Origin of the sequence: Streptomyces sp. NPDC088747 (assembly GCF_044751025.1) — a bacterium.
Taxonomy (GTDB): Bacteria; Actinomycetota; Actinomycetes; order Streptomycetales; family Streptomycetaceae; genus Streptomyces.
Genome location: NZ_JBIVKZ010000026.1, coordinates 121,589 through 140,138 on the forward strand (window position 1 = coordinate 121,589; position 18,550 = coordinate 140,138).

The following is an 18,550-nucleotide window of genomic DNA, read 5'->3' on the forward strand; positions in this document are numbered from 1 at the left end:
TGACCCCGGGAAGGCGACCCTTACAGACGTAGGGTTGATCCTGGGATGGCCTGCGCGAAGGCCGCTCCCTGACAGCCGCCTCGAGGGAGGTCCAGTTCAGTGACCAGCCAGGTCAGTAGCGCAGCGGAACAGGCCGACGGAGCCGTCGTAGGAGAACAGCGCAAACCGGCAGGGGCGAAAGAGCTCCGCCGGCTGGACCGGGTGATCATCCGGTTCGCGGGTGACTCGGGTGACGGGATGCAGCTCACGGGGGACCGGTTCACCTCCGAGACGGCGTCGTTCGGCAACGACCTCTCGACTCTTCCGAACTTTCCCGCCGAGATCCGGGCGCCCGCAGGAACCCTGCCGGGCGTTTCGTCTTTTCAGCTGCATTTCGCCGACCACGACATCCTCACCCCGGGGGACGCGCCGGATGTGCTGGTGGCGATGAACCCGGCGGCGTTGAAGGCGAACATCGCGGATGTGCCGCGTGGTGCGGAGATCATCGTCAATACGGACGAGTTCACCAGGCGGGCGATGGCGAAGGTCGACTATGCGGCGAATCCGCTGGAGGACGGGTCGCTGGACGCGTTCAGCGTCCATCCCGTTCCTCTCACCACGATGACGGTGGAGGCGTTGAAGGGTTTCGATCTGTCGCGTAAGGAGGCGGAGCGGAGCAAGAACATGTTCGCGCTGGGGTTGTTGTCGTGGATGTATCACCGGCCGACGGAGGGGACGGAGCGGTTCCTGGCGGCGAAGTTCGCGAAGAAGCCGGAGATCGCGGCGGCGAACCTGGCGGCGTTTAGGGCGGGCTGGAACTTCGGTGAGACGACGGAGGATTTCGCGGTCTCCTACGAGGTCGCCCCGGCCGCTCAGACGTTCCCGCCGGGCACCTACCGCAACATCTCGGGGAACCTGGCCCTGTCGTACGGGCTGATCGCGGCTTCGCGGCAGGCGGATCTGCCGTTGTATCTGGGTTCGTATCCGATCACTCCGGCGTCGGACATCCTGCATGAGTTGTCGCGGCACAAGAATTTCGGGGTGCGCACGTTCCAGGCGGAGGATGAGATCGCGGGGATCGGTGCGGCGCTGGGTGCGGCGTTCGGCGGGTCCCTCGCGGTGACGACGACGTCGGGTCCGGGTGTGGCGCTGAAGTCGGAGACGATCGGGCTGGCGGTGTCGCTGGAGCTGCCGTTGCTGGTGATCGACATTCAGCGGGGCGGGCCGTCGACGGGGCTGCCGACCAAGACGGAGCAGGCGGATCTGTTGCAGGCGATGTTCGGCCGCAACGGGGAGGCGCCGGTGCCGATCGTGGCGCCGCGGACTCCGGCGGACTGTTTCGAGGCGGCCATCGAGGCCGCGCGTATCGCCGTCACCTACCGGACGCCGGTGTTCCTTTTGAGTGATGGATATCTGGCCAATGGCAGTGAGCCGTGGCGGGTGCCGGACATCGAGGAACTGCCCGATCTGACCGTGCGGTTCGCGCAGGGGCCCAATCACACTCTGGAGGACGGGACGGAGGTGTTCTGGCCCTACAAGCGTGATCCGCTCACCCTCGCGCGGCCGTGGGCGGTCCCGGGCACGCCGGGTCTTGAGCACCGGATCGGGGGGATCGAGAAGCAGGACGGCACGGGCAACATCTCCTACGACCCGGCCAACCACGACTTCATGGTCCGCACCCGCCAGGCGAAGATCGACGGCATCGAGGTCCCCGACCTGGACGTGGACGATCCCTCCGGGGCGGCCGGCACGCTGGTCCTGGGCTGGGGTTCGACCTACGGCCCGATCACGGCGGCGGTCCGGCGGCTGCGCGCGGCCGGGGAGCCGATCGCGCAGGTCCACCTGCGCCACCTCAACCCCTTCCCCCGCAACCTGGGCACGATCCTCAAGGGTTACGACAAGGTGGTGATCCCCGAGATGAACCTGGGTCAGCTCGCCACCCTCATCCGGGCGAAATACCTGGTGGACGCCCACTCCTACAACCAGGTCAACGGTATGCCGTTCAAGGCGGAGCAGCTCGCGACGGCGTTGAAGGAGGCCATCGATGGCTGAGACGACGACCACCCCACAAGACACGGCCACGGGCACGGGCACGGCCCCGGGCACGGCCACGGGGACGGGCGCGGGGACGGCCACAGGGGCGGGGGCGGTTGAGGCGCTGTCCCTGGTTCCCAAGGCCGAGGCCGTGCAGTCGATGAAGGATTTCAAGTCCGACCAGGAAGTGCGCTGGTGCCCCGGCTGCGGTGACTACGCCATCCTCGCCGCCGTGCAGGGCTTCATGCCCGAACTGGGTCTGGCGAAGGAGAACATCGTCTTCGTCTCCGGCATCGGCTGCTCCTCGCGTTTCCCGTACTACCTCAGCACCTACGGCATGCACTCCATCCACGGCCGTGCCCCCGCCATCGCCACCGGCCTGGCCTCCAGCAGACGCGACCTGAGCGTGTGGGTCGTCACCGGCGACGGGGACGCCCTGTCCATCGGCGGGAACCACCTCATCCACGCCCTGCGCCGCAACGTGAACCTGAAGATCCTCCTGTTCAACAACCGGATCTACGGCCTCACCAAGGGCCAGTACTCGCCCACCAGCGAGGTCGGCAAGATCACCAAGTCGACGCCGATGGGCTCCCTCGACGCCCCGTTCAACCCCGTCTCCCTGGCGATCGGCGCGGAAGCCTCGTTCGTGGCCCGCACCGTCGACTCCGACCGCAGACACCTCACCGACGTCCTGCGCCAGGCCGCCGCCCACCCCGGCACCGCCCTGGTGGAGATCTACCAGAACTGCAACATCTTCAACGACGGCGCCTTCGAAGCCCTCAAGGACAAACAACAGGCCCAGGAAGCCGTCATCCGCCTCGAACACGGCCACCCCATCACCTTCGGCACCGACAACTCCCAAGGTGTCGTGCGCGATCCGGCGAGCGGCGACCTGAAGGTGGTGGCCGTCACCGGCGACAACCGGTCACAGATCCTCGTCCACGACGCCCACGCCGCCTCTCCCACCACCGCGTTCGCCCTGTCACGCCTCGCCGACCCCGACACCCTCCACCACACCCCCATCGGCGTCCTGCGCTCCGTCCAACGCCCCGTCTACGACACCCAGATGTCCGACCAGCTCGACACCGCCATCGAACAGAACGGCAAGGGCGACCTCGCCGCACTCCTCGCCGGCAAGGACACCTGGACCGTCATCGGCTGATCGATCCGCACGTCGGACAGGGCCCGGACCGTCAGGTCCGGGCCGTTTCCTTTGCGCCGCCGCCGACCCCGCGCGTTGCCCTCTCGCCGCCGCCCGACCTGCGCGTTTCCTTCTCGCCGTGGCCGGCCCTGCCCGTGCCCCCGTCCGCGGCGGCCCTGTCACTGTCGTACGCCTCGCGCGCCTTCACCACGTCGTCCATCCGCTCCTGCGTCCAGAGCCCGAGCGCGCTCACCAGTTCGGCGGCCTCGCGGCCCAGGTCGGTGAGGGAGTAGTCGACCCGGGGCGGGATCACGGGCTTGGCGTCGCGGTGGACGAGGCCGTCGCGCTCCAGGGTCTGGAGGGTCTGGGTCAGCATCTTCTCGCTGACGCGGCCGATCGCGCGGCGCAGCTCGCTGAAACGGTAGGAGCGTTCGTTCAGCTCGATCAGGACGAGGACGCCCCAGCGGCTGGTGACGTGCTCCAGGACGAGGCGGTACGGGCACATCGCCTCGCCCTCGACGGTCCACCTACTTACGGCCATGCCAGTACCTTACTTCAAAGTGGGTACTTTCGAGAAGTTAGTGCAGCTCCTAGGGTTAGTGCCAGACCCCCAACAAGGAGATACCAGTCATGAGCATCGTCGTCACCGGAGCCACCGGACACCTCGGCCGTTTCGTCATCGAGGGACTGCTGGAGAAGGTCCCGGCCGACCGGATCACCGCCGTCGTGCGCGACGAGGGGAAGGTGGCCGGTTTCGCCGCCCGCGGCGTGAAGATCGCGGTGGCCGACTACAACGCCCCCGAGACCCTCGACGGCCTCTTCTCCGCCGGTGACAAGGTGCTGCTGATCTCCGGCAACGAGTTCCACCTCGGCCGGGTGGGCCAGCACAAGGTCGTCATCGACGCGGCCGCGGCTGCCGGTGTCGCGCTCCTCGCGTACACCAGCGCTCCCGGGTCCCTCACCGCCGCGCTTGCCGACGACCACCGGGCCACGGAGGAGGCGCTCCTCGCGTCCGGACTGCCGTACTCCCTGCTGCGCAACGGCTGGTACAACGAGAACTACACGGAGAACCTCGCCCCCGTCCTGGAGCACGGCGCGGTCGTCCAGGCCGCGGGTGACGGCCGGGTCGCCGGTGCCGCGCGCGCCGACTACGCCGCCGCGGCCGTGGCGGTGCTGACCGACGAGGGCCACGAGAACTCGACGTACGAGCTGAGCGGCGACACCGCGTTCGGCTTCGCCGAGTACGCCGCCGAGGTGGCCGCGCGGTCCGGCAAGGAGATCGCATACAGCCCCGTCCCCGTCGAGACCTACATCGGCATCCTGACCGGCGCCGGGCTGCCCGAGGCGCTCGCCACCGTCCTGGCGGGGGTCGACCAGTCCATCGAGAAGGGCGAGCTCGCGGTCACCACCGGCGACCTCTCCCGGCTCACCGGCCGCCCGACCACGCCGATCGCCGAGTCGGTCGCGGCGGCGCTCAAGGCCTGACCCCGGACCCCGACACCCGGCCACCTCCGCCTGTCATGACCGTATGGCGATACGGGCATGACAGGCGGGGGTGCTCGGCGCTACCTTCTTGAAGGCCGTACGAGCACGGCCGCAGGGGCGAGGAGGACGCGGTGGCGGCGAAGGTCCGGGGCGAAGCGCACATAGGTCTGCTGAACGGCATCGCCGCGTACGGCATGTGGGGCCTGGTTCCCATGTTCTGGCCGCTGCTGAAGCCCGCCGGGGCCGCCGAGATCCTCGCCCACCGGATGGTGTGGTCGCTGGTCTTCGTCGGGATCGCGCTCGTGGTGATACGGCGCTGGGCCTGGGCCGGTGAGCTGCTGCGGCAGCCGCGCAAGCTCGCGCTGATCACGGCGGCCGCGGCCCTCATCACCGTGAACTGGGGCGTCTACATCTGGGCCGTGAACTCGGGCCACGTCGTCGAGGCCTCGCTCGGCTACTTCATCAACCCGCTGGTCACCATCGCGATGGGCGTACTGATCCTCAAGGAACGGATGCGGCCCCTCCAGTGGACGGCGGTCGGCGTCGCCTTCGTCGCGGTGGTCGTGCTCACCCTCGGATACGGCAGCCCGCCGTGGATCTCCCTCACCCTCGCCTTCTCCTTCGCCACCTACGGGCTGGTCAAGAAGAAGGTCAACCTCGGCGGCATCGAGTCGCTCGCCGCGGAGACCGCCGTGCAGTTCCTGCCCGCGCTGGCGTTCCTGCTGTGGCTGGGAGCGACCGGCAGGGCGACCTTCGGCGCCGAGGGCCTCGGGCACATGGCGCTGCTCTCGGCGACCGGCGTGGTGACCGCGCTTCCGCTGGTCTGCTTCGGGGCGGCGGCCATCAGGGTCCCGCTGTCCACGCTGGGCCTGCTCCAGTACCTGGCACCGGTCTTCCAGTTCCTGCTGGGCGTCTTCTACTTCCACGAGGCCATGCCGCCCGAGCGGTGGGCCGGGTTCGCGCTGGTCTGGCTGGCGCTGTCGCTGCTCACCTTCGACGCGCTGCGCACCGCGCGCCGGGCGGCACGGACGCCCAGGGCCGAGACCAGCGTCCCCAGGAGCACCATCGCCACCGGGACGGTCAGCGCGGCGCGGAACGCGGACAGTTCGTCGCCCTCCCCCGAGCCCGTGCCGGCGGGACCCGAAGTCGTCGACGCCAAGCCGTAGACCGCGGTCACGGCCGAGATACCGATCGCGGAGCCGAACTGCGTCGCCGTGTGCAGCAGCCCGCTCGCCAGCCCCTGTTCCGACTCGGCCACCCCGTCCGTCGCGGCGATGGTCAGCGGCCCGTAGGCGAGCGCGAAGGCGACCCCCGCGATGACCAGCGTCGGGAGCATGGCGACGTAGGACCAGTCCGCGCCCACCGGCAGGAACAGGCCGTAGGCGAGGACAGCGAGCACGAAGCCGCCGAGGATCACCCGGGCGTGGCCGTACCGCTCGACCAGTTTCGGCGTGAGCGTCGGCGCCAGTACCGCGTCGCAGCCCATCACGATGAGCGCGACCGCCGTCTGGAGCGCCGACCAGCCGCGCAGTTCCTGGAGGTAGAGCGTCAGCACGAACTGGAAGCCGAAGAAGGCGCCCACGAAGAGCAGCGCGCCGAGGTCGGCACGGACCACCGAGCCCCTGCGGAGGAGTGCGAGGCGTACGAGTGGGCTGGCGGCGCGGCGTTCGACGGCGACGAAGGCCGCGGCGAGGAGCAGCGCGGCGACTGCCACCGCCGCGGTCGGCCGCCAGCCGTCCAGGCCGTGTTCGAGGCGGATGACGGCGTAGGCCGCGAGGAGCATGGCGCCCGCGGCGGTGACGGCGCCGGGGAGGTCGAACCGCCGTCCCGCCGTACGGGGCAGAGGGCGCCCCTGCTGTACGGGGATCAGCCGGACCGCCGCGAGGAGGATCGCGCCCGCGAGCAGTACCGGCGCGAAGAACACCCAGCGCCAGCCGAGTTCGGTGAGCAGGCCGCCGATGACGAGGCCGAGGGAGAAGCCGCCGGCCGCCGTGCCCGCGAAGACCAGCAGGGCCTTGTTGCGCTGCGGGCCCTCCTCGTACGACGTGGTGATCAGCGACAGCGCGGCCGGGGTCATGAAGGCGGCGGAGACTCCCGTGACGAAGCGGGCGACGATCAGCATCCAGCCCTCCGTGGCGAAGCCGCCGAGTCCGGAGAAGGCGACGAAGACCGTCAGCGAGGCGAGGAACATCCGGCGGCGGCCGAGCAGGTCGGCGGCGCGTCCGCCGAGGAGGGTGAATCCCGCATAGCCGAGGACGTAGGAGCTCACCACCCAGGCCGCGGTGGCCGTGGACAGGCCGAGGTCGGACCTGATGGAGGGGATCGCGACCGCGAGCATGGCGACGTCGATGCCCTCCAGGAAAATCGTTCCGCAGAGGACCAGCAGCAGGGCCCAGGCGCGGGTGCCCATGGGGACTCCTCAGATAGGTGCGGTTACGCGAGTGAGGGTCGGTTCCCTCTTGTAACCATGGCCAGCCTGCGGCAGCATCGACGGGTATGGAAGAAGGCACTTTGAAGTCACCGAGTAACTGCGAAGGCACCGTGGACTACGGGGACGCCGATCCCTTCCAGTGGGACACCCGGGAGGACTGCGAGGTGCGGCAGATCCTCGACCGGGTCGCCGACAAGTGGTCCCTGCTGGTGATCGCCCTGCTCGACCGGCGCGTGCTGCGGTTCACGGAGTTGCGGCGCGAGATCGACGGGGTCAGCCAGCGGATGCTCACCGTGACGCTGCGGCAGCTTGAGCGGGACGGGCTGGTGAAGCGGACGGTCCACGCCGTGGTGCCACCGCGGGTGGAGTACCAACTCACGCCGCTCGGGGGCACGTTGCACGCCACCATCCAGTCCCTGGTGACCTGGACGGAGGAGCACCAGGGGGAGATCGCCTCGGCGCGGGAGGACTACGACTCGCGGGCGTCGGCGTCGGCGTCGGCCAGCGGCTAGTCAGTCGGCGGCTGAGTAGCCGTCCGGTCCGGTCCGGAGCGGCGGGCGCGGTGTGCGCGGGCCTTGTGGAGGTTGCCGCAGTGCTCCATGGCGCACCAGCGGCGGCGGCCGGGGCGGGACGTGTCGACGAAGAGCAGTGCGCAGTTGCCCGACCCGCACTCGCGGACGCGGTCGGCGTGCGGGCCGGCGAAGAGGTCGACGGCGTCGCGCGTCACCGTGGAGAGCAGCCGGGTGCCCGTGGCGCCGGGGGCCCAGCCGCGGGTGCCGTCCGGTTCGATGCGGGCGACGAGCGGCGGTTCGGCCGCGGCGGCGTTGACGACGGCCAGGTCGCGGGGGTTCGGCGGGCGGCCGTGCGCGCGGGCCGAGGTCAGCAGGAACAGGGCGTCGCGGACCGTCCGGGCGCGCTCCAACTCCCCCGGGCTCACAGCAAGTTCGAGTCCGGGTGACAGGCGGCTCCGGTCCGCCCAGCGCGCCAGGTCCGCGGGCTCGTGCAGCACCTCGAAGCGGGCGAACTCCCCCGGGCCGCCCGTCGTCAGCAGCTCCAGACAGAGGGCTCCCGGGTCGAAGCGGAACGCCTTCCCCCCGTACGACACGAGGGTCAGTCCCGGCGATTCCGTTGCACGCTCGCTCACGTAACCACTATAAGTGGTTACCATGACACACGCGACCCTGCACTGGAAGCTCGTCATCGACGCGGCCGACCCGCACGCCCAGGCGGACTTCTGGGCCGCCGCCCTCGGCTATCAGGTCGAGGACAACAGCGCGCTCGTCGAACGTCTCCTCGGCCTCAAGGCCGTGCCCGTCGAGCTCACCGTCGACTCCCACGGCCGCCGGGCATGGCGGGACCTGATCGCCGTACGGCATCCGGACGACCCCGTCGAGGAGGAGACCGGGATCGGGCTGGGGCGACGGCTGCTGTTCCAGCGCGTGCCCGAGCCGAAGACCGTCAAGAACCGCCTCCACCTCGACCTGCACGCGGGAGCCGAGCGGCGCCCGGATGAGGTCGCCCGGCTGGAGGGACTGGGGGCGACGGCGCTCCGGGAGGTGAAGGAGCCGGGCGGCGAGTGGGTGGTGATGACGGACCCCGAGGGGAACGAGTTCTGCGTGCAGTAGCCGACGACACGGTACCGATCCGATCGGATCGGATCGGATCGGATCGGATCCGATCCGATCCGATCCGATATCCGAACTTCCCTGACCAAATAGCGCTCTTGACGGAGCATCAGTCCCAGCTTCACCATCCAGGCACCCCATTCACTGTGGAATCCCTGTGGATTCCCACGGAATTCGGAGCCCCCCACATGAAGCTCTCCGTCACCGGGCGTGCCACCGCGGCCGCGGTCGTCGCGGCCGTCACGCTCCTCACCACCAGTTCGATAGCCGGCGCGGCGCCCGCACGCGTGGCCGCCGCGCCCAACATCCCCGTGGCCAACGTCAAGGCCCATCTCGCCCAGCTCCAGTCCATCGCGACCGCCAACGGCGGCAACCGCGCGCACGGCCGCACCGGCTACAAGGCCTCGCTCGACTACGTGCAGGCCAAGCTGAACGCCGCCGGATTCACCACGACCGTCCAGCAGTTCACGTCCGGCGGCCGTACCGGGTACAACCTGATCGCCGACTGGCCCGGCGGTGACACCGGCCAGGTCGTGATGGCCGGGTCCCACCTCGACAGCGTGACGGCGGGGGCCGGCATCAACGACAACGGGTCGGGTTCGGCGGCCGTACTGGAAGCCGCGCTCGCCGTCTCCCGGGCGCAGTACCAGCCCACCAAACACCTGCGGTTCGCCTGGTGGGGCGCCGAGGAGCTGGGCATGGTCGGCTCGCGCTACTACGTCAGCAGACTCTCCACCACCGACCGGTCGAGGATCAGCGGCTACCTGAACTTCGACATGATCGGCTCGCCGAACCCGGGCTACTTCGTCTACGACGACGATCCCACCATCGAGAAGACCTTCCAGGCCTACTACGCGGGGATCGGCGTCTCCACGGAGATCGAGACCGAGGGCGACGGCCGCTCCGACCACGCGCCGTTCGACAGCGCGGGCATCCCGGTCGGCGGTCTGTTCAGCGGCGCGGACTACATCAAGACAGCGGCCCAGGCCGCCAAGTGGGGCGGCACGGCCGGTCTCGCCTTCGACCGCTGCTACCACTCGTCGTGCGACACGACGTCGAACATCAACGACACGGCCCTTGACCGGAACAGCGACGCCCTGGCCTACGCGGTCTGGGAGTTGTCCTCGTAGTCTCCGCGCACGGTGACCGGGCACTGGCGTCCGGTCACCCCGCGCGAGGTCGACGACCGGGCCCGGAGCGGTCCGGTCAGCCCGCCCCGGTCGGTGCCGCTCCGCCGGCCGGACGTCTCGGGCGGGCGGCCCCGGCCATGGGTGTGCGGGCTCCGGGTGTACGAGGTGCCGGGCCGGGGCCAGGCGTCACCGGGCCGGGCCCTGGCGTCCGGTCACCCCGCGTGCGGTGACCGGGCCCGAGTGGTCCGGTCCAGGTGCGGGCCCGGGTCTAGGCGTCGCCCGCCTGGGATTCGACTCGTTCGGCCAGGCGGCCCATGCGGGTTCGGGCCGACGCGAGTTTTTCGAGGTCCTCGGAGGCCGGGCCGCCCTCGGCCGCGAGTTCGCTCCACACGGCGATCAGGTCGTGGCCGAGGGCCAGACCCTGCGAGGGGTCGCGGACCGCGCGCCAGGCGGTGGCCGCGCTCTGGACGTTGCCGTACGCGGCGTCCGGGTCACGGCGGCGGCGGTGCACCCGGGCCAGGTCGAGCGACACGTGCAGGGCGTGAGGCGCGTCGTCCCCCAAGTAGGCGATGTACGCGCCCAGTTCGCGCAGCCGCAGCACCTCCGGGTGTTCCGGGCCCAGCGCGTGCGCGGCCTCCGCGACAGTCCGTTCCGCCGAACCCGCGGCCTCCTCGATCCTGCCCTCCCGTACCGCTTCGTTGATCCGTCCCACCGGTTCGGCCAGGAAGGCCGCCTCGTCGGGCAGTTCGACCACCGGCGCCAGTACCGCTTCGGCGACGGCGTCGAACCCCCGCACGGGGGCGGGCTTCGGCTCCGGCTCCGACTCGCGCGCCAGGTCGGAGAAGCCCATCAGGGCCCTGGGGGGCGTGCGCGCGGCGGTCGGATCGGGCGCCGGACCGAACTCACCCGTCGGCGGGCCCGCCACTCCGGGCGGGGTGCCTCCCGCCGGTTCGTTCACGGTCCGCACGGCGTAGGCCGAGGGGGCGGGAGTGCTCGGCTCGGGGCCGGTGGCCGCCGGGGGCCAGACCGGGTCGGGCCGCGGCACGGGCGCCGCCGGGGGCCGGCCCGCCGACGGCATCGACTGAACCGGCGGAGGCGGCGGAGGCGGCGGAGTCGATGTCGGCGGGTTGGGCCGCCCTGCCGCTGCCTGCGACGGCCGCCCGGCCTCGGCATCACGCCCTCGCGGCTGCGGATACGCCTGCGACTGAGGCTGAGGCTGGGGATACGACTGAGGCTGGGGATACGGCTGCGGCTGCGGATCGGGGCGCTGCGCGTACGGGTACGACCGCTGAGGCGGCTGCGGCGACCGGGGCGGACTCGGCTCGAATCGACGCGGCTCCCCCATGTAGGCGCTCGATCCGTCCACGTACACCTGGATCGGTACGACGTAACCGGTGCGTTCGTCGTGGATCTCGGCGAGGAGGGGCCGGCCGGTGGAGAGCGCGAGCCGGTGGAGGTGGTCGAGGACGGCGGCCTGGACACTCTGGCCGGGGGCGGGGACGACCGGCCGGCCGGCGACCGCGGCCCCGCCACCCCCGGGCGCGAGTCCCTCCCCGGCGGCGAACACCCGCACCTCGACCGGCGTCGCCGCGGCGGCGGCCGGATACTCCCCAGGATCGGCACCCTGCTCAGCGCGCCGCTTGAGTTCCCGCTTCTGTTCGCGGCTGAGTCGAGACATCGTGCCCTCACTCGGGGTGATCGGGGGGAGGAAGGGGGACAGGGAGGTCGAAGAGGAGGAACGTGAGCCCGTTCCCGACGAACGGGGCCCGTGTCCTCGCCGCCGCACGGCGGGGAGAAAGGCTCGCGTGGGTACCCGTGCCTGACCAGACGGTACGGCACGGGCCCACCTGTCCACCCTGGTCCCGTGGACCACAGCACGTCAACGTCGACGATGGCGACGGCGTTCCGCGCGGGGCGGCGACCCCTGGACGATTACATGCGTACGCATATATTGTGCACGCATGCAGTCGCGGCAGCCGCCGTGCGTCTCGCGCAACCAGGGGGATCCATGAGCCGCCACTTCCTGTTCCTGCTCGGCAGCAGCCGCCCCGGGGGCAACACCGAACTGCTGGCACGGAGGGCCGCCGAACAGCTGCCCGCGGGGGTCGAACAGCGGTGGCTGAGCCTCGCCGAGCATCCGCTGCCGGAGTTCGAGGACCTGCGCCACGACAGCGACCACGTCCGGCCCACCGAGGGCAGCACCGCTCTGCTCCTCGACGCGACGCTCGCCGCGACGGACATCGTCATCGCGTCGCCGCTGTACTGGTACTCGGTCTCCGCACCCACCAAGCGCTACCTCGACCACTGGTCCGGCTGGCTGCGCACCCCCGGCGTCGACTTCAAGGCCACCCTCGCCGGGCGCAGCCTCTGGGGCGTCACCGCGCTGGCACACGAGGAGCAGGAGGTCGCCGCCCCGCTGACCGGCACCCTCAACAACTCGGCCGCGTACCTGGGCATGCGCTTCGGCGGAGTCCTGCTCGGCAACGGCAGCAAGCCCGGTGACGTACTCCACGACACCGAGGCGCTGGCCCGCGCGAAGACGTTCTTCGCACGGACACCGCCGCTCGCGCGGTTCCCGTACGAGGGCTGAGCCGCGGCGTCCCGGAAACCGAGCCGATCAGGCTCAGGCCGTGATGTCCTTCGTCGTGAAGCGTGCCCAGGCGGCCGAGCCGAAGACGGCCGCGTACAGCGCTTGCAGGCCGAGATTGCGGACCAGGTCGTCCCAGTACACCGGGTCGCGCATGAGGTCGGCGAAGGACAGCCAGTAGTGGGAGAAGAAGTACGGCTGGAGCGCGTGGAGCTGGGGGATCTGGTCGAGGATCTGGATGGTGATGAGGAGCCCCACGGTCGTCGCCATCGCCGCGATCCCGCTGCCTGTCAGCGTCGAGACGAAGAGGCCGAGAGCCGCGACCCCGATCAGTGAAGCGGCGACGACCAGCGCGATGAGCAGGGCTCTGCCGAGTCCCTCCGCGAAGCTGATCCGGGTGCCGGAGATCGTCGTCAGCTCGCCCAGCGGGAACAGCAGCGCGCCCGTCGCGAGCGCCGAGACCGCCACCACGAGGGTCGCCACCAGGCAGAACGTCATGGTGGTCGCGTACTTGGTGAGCAGCAGACGGGTGCGGCCCGCGGGCGCGACCAGGAGGTAGCGCAGGGTCCCGGCGCTCCCCTCCCCCGCGATCGCGTCGCCGGCGATGACGCCGATGGCCATCGGCAGGAAGAAGGGGAGCGTCGCGGCGAGCGCCGTGAACACCAGGAACAGGCCGTTGTTGGTGATCTGCGAGATGAACGCCGGGCCCTCGCCACCGCCGCCGCCCGGCCCCGCGCCCGATCCGTCGCTCGTCTCGATCTTGATGGCGATACCGATGAGTACGGGCACGGCCGCGAGCACCCCGAGCAGCGCGATGGTCCGCCACCGCCGGAAGGTGGTGACCAGCTCGTTGCGGAAGAGCCCCAACGTCCAGAGCGGGCTGGGCGCGCGCCCCGCTCCGGCCTCGGTCACTACCTCAGCCCGCGACATCGAAGCCCTCCCCCGTCAGCGCCACGAACGCGTCCTCCAGGGAGGCCCGTTGGACCCCGAAGCCGCGGACCCGGACTCCCGCGGTGACCAACGCGGCGTTCAGCTCGGCGAGTTCGCGCTCCGGAGGCTCGGCCGTCACCCCGGTCTCCGTCACGACGAGGTCCGTGACCCCCTGTTCCTTCAACACCCGGGCCGCGTCCGCCGTATCGGGGGTCGTCACGACCAGTCGGCCGCGCGCACCCGCCGCGAGCTCGGCCACCGCGCCCTGGACGATGAGCCGCCCTTGAGCCATGACGGCCGCGTGCGTGCACACCTGCTCGATCTCGTCGAGCAGGTGCGAGGAGAGGAAGACCGTCGTACCGTCCGAGGCCAACTCCCTTACCAGGGAGCGGATTTCCCGCATGCCCTGCGGATCGAGCCCGTTGGTCGGCTCGTCCAGGACGAGCAGGCGGCGGGGCTGGAGCAGCGCCGCCGCGAGCCCGAGCCGCTGCTTCATCCCGAGGGAGTACGCCTTCGCCTTCTTGCCCGCCGCGGCTGCGAGGCCGACCCGGTCGAGGGCGGCGGCGACGCGCGTACGCCGGGTGCGCGGGTCGGCGGTCGGGTCGGCGGCGTCGTACCGCACGAGGTTGTCGCGCCCGGAGAGGAAGCCGTAGAGCGCGGGGCCCTCGATGAGCGCGCCCACCCGCGGGAGCACGGCGCGGGTGGCCCGGGGCATGGGCTGCCCCAGGACACTCGCGGTGCCCGAGGTCGGTTCGATCAGGCCCATCAGCATGCGGATGGTGGTGGTCTTGCCCGAGCCGTTCGGTCCGAGGAAGCCGAAGACGCTGCCCGCCGGGACGGTCAGGTCCAGGCCGTCGACGGCGAGCTGTCCGCCGCGGAAGCGCTTGGTGAGCGCGCGGGTGACGATCACGGCGTCCTCCACCGTGGTCGCCACCCCCGAGGTGGCCGCTCCCTTGCTCGCCGCCTCCGCGGTGGCCGCTCCCTTGCTCGCCGCCTCCGTGGTGGCCGCTCCCGTGGTCGCCGCCTCCCTGGTGGCCGCTTCCTCGCTCGCCGCCCTCGTGCTCGCCGTCCCTCCCCCGTCGTCCACCGGGTCGGGCTCCGCGGCGGACTGTTCCTCCATGGACTCCTCGATTCGTCCTGTGCCACGAGGCTCAGGGCTCACCGGACCCGAGTGCCCCCTGTGCCCGTGAGCCCCTGTGCCCGTGAGCCCGTGAGTCCTACTGGGCCGCGTTCGCCGCCTTGACCAGCGCGTCCTTGGTGACGGCGCCGGCGTAGACCTTGCCGTCGTCCGTGATCAGCGCGTTGACCAGGCGGGTCGAGAAGACCGTGCCCGAGCCGAACTTGCCGCTGACCTGGTCGCCGAGGGAGTCGAGGAAGCCGTCGACGTCACTGTTGCCCGAGGAGCCGGACGGTACGCCCTCGCCGCCGGTGTCGAACTGGGCGATGGCGTTCCAGCCCTCGCCGATGGTCTTCAGGCCTTCGAGGCCTTCGAGCCCTTCGCCCAGCGCCTCGTCGGACTTCCGGGAGGTCTCCGGCGCCTGTGCGGCGTCGCCCTCGGTGACCTTCGCACCCTTGGGCGGGGTGAAGTCGAAGGTCGACGCGGCCGGCTTGGAGAAGTCGACCTTGGTGAAGCCGGCGTCCACGACGGCCGCGCCGCCGCTCGCCGGGGTCAGCGTGAACTTCAGCGGCAGCCCCGTCTTTGAATCGACCGCGACGGTGATCGCGCCGATCGTCGAGCCGGACTGCTTGGGCTTGATGAGCAGCTTGTAGGCGTCGCGGCCCGCGACCTGCGCGGTGCCGTCGACGGTCACGGAGGTGGTGTCGTCGACAGCCTTGAGGGCCTCGTCGGTGAGCTCTTTGGGAGTGGCCGGGACGCCTTCGGGCGCCGCCTTCCCGCCTTCCTCGGACTTGGGCACGGTCGAGTGGTAGACCTCGTTCGACGCGCTGTCGTATCCCCACACGTCCGTGCCGTTGTGGATGAGGCTGTACTCGGCGGCGCTGTCCAGGAGGGAGACCTTGGTCCTGTCCGGGCCGTCGGCCGCGACACGCAGGGTGTGCGTGCCGGAGGCCAGCTCCATGAGCTTGGAGGACGGGTCGGCGGACGAGCCGTCCTCGCCACCCTGTACGGCCCCGGAGGCGAAGCTGCTCCCCAGGCCGCCCAGGTCCGGAAGGCCCAGGTCGGTGCTGATCTTCACGGTGCCGGACAACTGCTCCACGTCCGACTCGGCGATCTTCTCGATGAGCTGCTGGGCGCTGATCTTGGGCAGGTCCGGGTCTCCGGAGTCGGCGAGCGCCGGGACGAGCCCGATGGTCGCCGCCGCCACCCCCATCACCGCGACCGGGACGACGTAACGCGCCGCCTTCCGCCGGCCGGCTCGCACGTCCTCGGCCTCGCCGGCGCTCGTGCTGTCGTCGGATTCGTACGGTGCCATGTGTGCCTTACCTCCGTCGTCGGCGGCGGCTCGTCGCGCTGCACTTGTCCACCCTTAGCCGCCATTCTCACCCGAACCGGTGAGGAGTGGTGTTCTCAATCAGACCAAATCGACGGGAGAGAAGCGTCAGACCCCGGACTCAACTCCGCGTACTCCTGCGGTATGACGCCGAGAGGTGGCGCCTCCCCCAACCCGTAGGGGTTCGGAGGGGACGCCACCTCTTCGGGCGAACGGTCAGCGCTGCACGAACACGTAGTCCGCCTGGTAGGGCACGCCCACGACCGCGCCCGGCGTGCAGGACCCGGCCGGGGCGACGCCGCCCACGGTGTTGAGGCGGAGGATCTCCTGCGTGCCGGCCAGCAGGCCGCGGTGCTCGCCCGACCGGGTGGCCGTGAGGTCCAGTTCGGGGATGTTGGCGCCGTTCGGGGTCCTGCTGATCACCGCGCCGGTCACCGCGCTGCCGTCGGGCGCGATCCACTGCGGTGTTCCGGAGTTGGGCGCGACGAACGAGTGTGCGATGTGACCACCCAGCACGGCGGAGACATCGCGCTGGGCGAAGGCGTGGCCGCCGCCCTCGGCCGCCTTGCACTCGTAGATCTGCTCGCCCTTGACCACGGACGCCTGGAAGTTCTTCAGGGCGTCGCGGAAGTCGAAGGTGCCGGTGACCTTGTGGAGCCGGCCGCGGACGGCGCCGCCCGGGAAGCGCGCGGTGCGCAGGTTGGCGTAGAACGAACCCGGGTCGCTCTTCAGCCGCTCCAGCAGCGCGGCGTCCTTGACCGTGACGGTCCCGGTGACGCTGCGGCCCCGGCTCCTGGCCAGCAGCCCGGTGAAGTCGACCTTGACGTCGCCGTTGGTGGCGGTGGCGCCCTGGTGGATGTGGAGCGCGGTCGGCCTGCCGATGCCGCGCCACTTCACGGCGACGGACACCCGGTCGCCGTCGATCTTGACGAACTCCAGCGCCGCACCGTCCTTGTCGCCCACGGCCGGGCCGCCCTGTACGGGCACCCCGTTGGCGCCGTTGAGGCTGGTCGCGAGGATGGTGCCGGCCTCGGCGCGACCGCTCGCGTCCGCGGCGGCCGGTAGAGCGGCGGCGCCGACACCGGCCGCGGCCAGCACCGCGACACCGGCGAGGACCAGGCTCTTGCGCCGTGCGGTGAACGTGCCGTTGGATCCCATGATTCTGGTTTCTCCCCATATCTCACCTGACGCCCCCTGCGTCGGCTTCGGGGAGATATACGAACCGGATCTCGGGCAGCACTCAACGTGAGGGTGTGACCTGGGCCACAGGGCGGGAAGGGCGGCCGGACCTTGCCGGACCTTGCCGGATCTGTGGGGCAGCCGCCCGATGTCAGGAACCCTGCGGGGTCAGCCCGCCCGGCGTCGGAAAACCCCGCCGGATCAACCCGCCCGGTGCACCACCGCGTCGCACAGTTCCACCAGCGCGGACTTCGCGTCGCACTCCGGGAGCGGGGCGAGCGCGGCGCGGGCTTCCTGGGCATACCGCACGGTGTCCCGGCGGGCCTGCTCAAGGGCGGGATGCGCGCGCAGCCGGGCCAGTGCCTCGGCGTGCCGGGCGTCATCGGTGAGGTCGGAGTCCAGCAGCTCGCTCAGCGCGATGTCCTCGGCGAGACCGAGCCGCGCCACCCGCTCACGCAGCCGCAGCACCGGCATCGTGGGAATCCCCTCGCGGAGATCGGTCCCCGGCGTCTTCCCCGAGTCGCGCGAGTCGGACGCGATGTCCAGTACGTCGTCCGCGAGCTGGAAGGCGACACCGAGCCGCTCGCCGTACTGCGTCAGCACGTCCACGACCGTCTCGTCGGCCCCCGACATCATCGCGCCGAACCGGCAGGCGACGGCGACCAGCGAACCGGTCTTGCCGCTGAGCACGTCGAGGTAGTGGTCGACCGGGTCGCGTCCGTCGCGGGGGCCCGCGGTCTCCAGGATCTGACCAGTGACGAGCCGCTCGAACGCCTCGGCCTGGATACGGACGGCGTCGGGCCCGAGGTCCGCCAGGATGTAGGAGGCGCGCGCGAAGAGGAAGTCGCCGGTGAGGACCGCCACCGAGTTCCCCCAGCGGGTGTTCGCGCTGTCCACCCCGCGCCGCACGTCCGCCTCGTCCATCACGTCGTCGTGGTACAGCGTGGCGAGATGCGTCAGTTCGACGACCACGGCCGAGGGCACGACACCGGGCGCGTGCGGATCGCCGAACTGCGCGGCGAGCGTCACCAGCAATGGCCGGAACCGCTTCCCGCCGGCCCGCACCAGATGCTGGGCGGCCTCCGTGATGAACGGAACCTCGCTCTTGGTGGCTTCGAGCAAACCCTCCTCGACAGCCGCCAATCCGGCCTGGACAGCGGCTTCGAGAGCCTGGTCCCGCACGCTCAGCCCGAACGGCCCGACGACGGTCACGAGAGGTTCTCCTGTCTGCTGACGATCACATGGCGAACTCGGTCGATCATTCGGCCGGTGACGCGGTTTGTCGATGTGTCGCTGCCATCACTCAAGTCAGCGTATCCGGTCACGTTTCGATCACCACGAGCGCCCACCGTCCCCAAAGCCGACTTCCCTCACCAGTTCCCCCGGGCGGAAGGGACACTCCGGGTCCGAACGGCAGGGAACCCCCACCCGAACGGGAAGCGGATTCGCGCCCGGGCGATATGAGATCACGAGCGGTATGTTCTTGATCAAATCATCCGATCCGATGTCCACCGTTGTCCCACCGAACCGTTCAGCCACTCCACCGAACCGTTCAGCCACTCCGCAGAACCGTTCAGCC

General features: G+C 70.7%; 15 protein-coding genes and 2 pseudogenes. 8 read left to right on the forward strand and 9 right to left on the reverse strand.

Annotated features, from left to right (window positions below; all coding sequences use genetic code 11):
* The first annotated feature begins 99 nt into the window (after positions 1-99).
* The gene (locus tag ACIP79_RS40575; protein ID WP_401232485.1) at positions 100-2,031 is read left to right on the forward strand and encodes a 2-oxoacid:acceptor oxidoreductase subunit alpha; all 1,932 of its coding nucleotides are present in this window, start codon (positions 100-102) and stop codon (positions 2,029-2,031) included.
* 142 nt (positions 2,032-2,173) lie between these two features.
* Positions 2,174-3,175 (forward strand): 2-oxoacid:ferredoxin oxidoreductase subunit beta, encoded by a 1,002-nt coding sequence (locus tag ACIP79_RS40580; RefSeq protein ID WP_401232559.1) that lies wholly within the window; start codon positions 2,174-2,176, stop codon positions 3,173-3,175.
* Between the two features lie 142 nt (positions 3,176-3,317).
* Here ACIP79_RS40580 and ACIP79_RS40585 read toward each other — a convergent pair.
* A pseudogene (locus ACIP79_RS40585) lies at positions 3,318-3,695 on the reverse strand (winged helix-turn-helix transcriptional regulator); the annotation flags it as partial.
* An 89-nt stretch (positions 3,696-3,784) separates the two neighbouring features.
* Here ACIP79_RS40585 and ACIP79_RS40590 point away from each other — a divergent pair.
* Together ACIP79_RS40590 and rarD are read left to right on the forward strand one after the other, a co-directional pair.
* Positions 3,785-4,639 carry an NAD(P)H-binding protein gene (locus ACIP79_RS40590; RefSeq protein WP_401232488.1) on the forward strand — a complete coding sequence of 285 codons (855 nt, stop codon included), beginning with the start codon at positions 3,785-3,787 and terminating at the stop codon, positions 4,637-4,639.
* A gap of 212 nt (positions 4,640-4,851) precedes the next feature.
* A pseudogene (gene rarD, locus ACIP79_RS40595) lies at positions 4,852-5,571 on the forward strand (EamA family transporter RarD); the annotation flags it as partial.
* Here the strand turns inward: rarD and ACIP79_RS40600 are convergent.
* Positions 5,556-7,049, reverse strand: coding sequence for an MFS transporter (locus ACIP79_RS40600; protein ID WP_401232491.1), 1,494 nt, complete (start codon positions 7,047-7,049; stop codon positions 5,556-5,558). The pseudogene rarD and the gene ACIP79_RS40600 overlap by 16 nt on opposite strands.
* Before the next feature lie 86 nt (positions 7,050-7,135).
* On the opposite strand from ACIP79_RS40600, the gene ACIP79_RS40605 reads away from it, so the two are divergent.
* Positions 7,136-7,582, forward strand: a complete 447-nt coding sequence (locus ACIP79_RS40605; protein ID WP_401232494.1) for a winged helix-turn-helix transcriptional regulator — start codon at positions 7,136-7,138, stop codon at positions 7,580-7,582.
* On the opposite strand, the gene ACIP79_RS40610 is transcribed toward ACIP79_RS40605, so the two are convergent.
* Positions 7,579-8,238, reverse strand: a complete 660-nt coding sequence (locus ACIP79_RS40610) for a CGNR zinc finger domain-containing protein (protein WP_401232497.1) — start codon at positions 8,236-8,238, stop codon at positions 7,579-7,581. The two genes, ACIP79_RS40605 and ACIP79_RS40610, sit on opposite strands and share 4 nt — an antisense overlap.
* Between ACIP79_RS40610 and ACIP79_RS40615 the strand changes: the two genes are divergently transcribed.
* Both ACIP79_RS40615 and ACIP79_RS40620 read left to right on the forward strand, forming a co-directional pair.
* On the forward strand, positions 8,237-8,695 hold the full coding sequence (locus ACIP79_RS40615; protein ID WP_401232500.1) for a VOC family protein: 459 nt from the start codon (positions 8,237-8,239) through the stop codon (positions 8,693-8,695). The two genes, ACIP79_RS40610 and ACIP79_RS40615, sit on opposite strands and share 2 nt — an antisense overlap.
* 188 nt (positions 8,696-8,883) lie before the next feature.
* Positions 8,884-9,825, forward strand: a complete 942-nt coding sequence (locus ACIP79_RS40620) for a M28 family metallopeptidase (protein WP_401232503.1) — start codon at positions 8,884-8,886, stop codon at positions 9,823-9,825.
* Positions 9,826-10,093: 268 nt separating this feature from the next.
* Here the strand turns inward: ACIP79_RS40620 and ACIP79_RS40625 are convergent, their stop codons facing one another.
* On the reverse strand, positions 10,094-11,503 hold the full coding sequence (locus tag ACIP79_RS40625; protein ID WP_401232506.1) for a tetratricopeptide repeat protein: 1,410 nt from the start codon (positions 11,501-11,503) through the stop codon (positions 10,094-10,096).
* Between the two features lie 330 nt (positions 11,504-11,833).
* Here ACIP79_RS40625 and ACIP79_RS40630 point away from each other — a divergent pair, with 330 nt between their 5' ends.
* Positions 11,834-12,415 carry a flavodoxin family protein gene (locus ACIP79_RS40630; RefSeq protein ID WP_401232509.1) on the forward strand — a complete coding sequence of 194 codons (582 nt, stop codon included), beginning with the start codon at positions 11,834-11,836 and terminating at the stop codon, positions 12,413-12,415.
* 33 nt (positions 12,416-12,448) lie between these two features.
* Here ACIP79_RS40630 and ACIP79_RS40635 read toward each other — a convergent pair whose 3' ends face one another.
* The 5 genes from ACIP79_RS40635 to ACIP79_RS40655 form a co-directional block, all read right to left on the reverse strand.
* Positions 12,449-13,342, reverse strand: coding sequence for an ABC transporter permease (locus ACIP79_RS40635; RefSeq protein WP_401232511.1), 894 nt, complete (start codon positions 13,340-13,342; stop codon positions 12,449-12,451).
* Positions 13,329-14,462: an ABC transporter ATP-binding protein gene (locus ACIP79_RS40640; protein ID WP_401232514.1), complete on the reverse strand. Its 1,134-nt coding sequence runs from the start codon at positions 14,460-14,462 to the stop codon at positions 13,329-13,331. Before ACIP79_RS40640 ends, ACIP79_RS40635 begins: the two co-directional genes overlap by 14 nt.
* A 97-nt stretch (positions 14,463-14,559) precedes the next feature.
* Positions 14,560-15,774: an outer membrane lipoprotein carrier protein LolA gene (locus ACIP79_RS40645; RefSeq protein WP_401232517.1), complete on the reverse strand. Its 1,215-nt coding sequence runs from the start codon at positions 15,772-15,774 to the stop codon at positions 14,560-14,562.
* 234 nt (positions 15,775-16,008) lie between these two features.
* On the reverse strand, positions 16,009-16,950 hold the full coding sequence (locus ACIP79_RS40650) for a CHRD domain-containing protein (protein ID WP_401232519.1): 942 nt from the start codon (positions 16,948-16,950) through the stop codon (positions 16,009-16,011).
* Between the two features lie 222 nt (positions 16,951-17,172).
* The gene (locus ACIP79_RS40655) at positions 17,173-18,183 is read right to left on the reverse strand and encodes a polyprenyl synthetase family protein (protein ID WP_401232521.1); all 1,011 of its coding nucleotides are present in this window, start codon (positions 18,181-18,183) and stop codon (positions 17,173-17,175) included.
* Between the last annotated feature and the right edge of the window lie 367 nt (positions 18,184-18,550).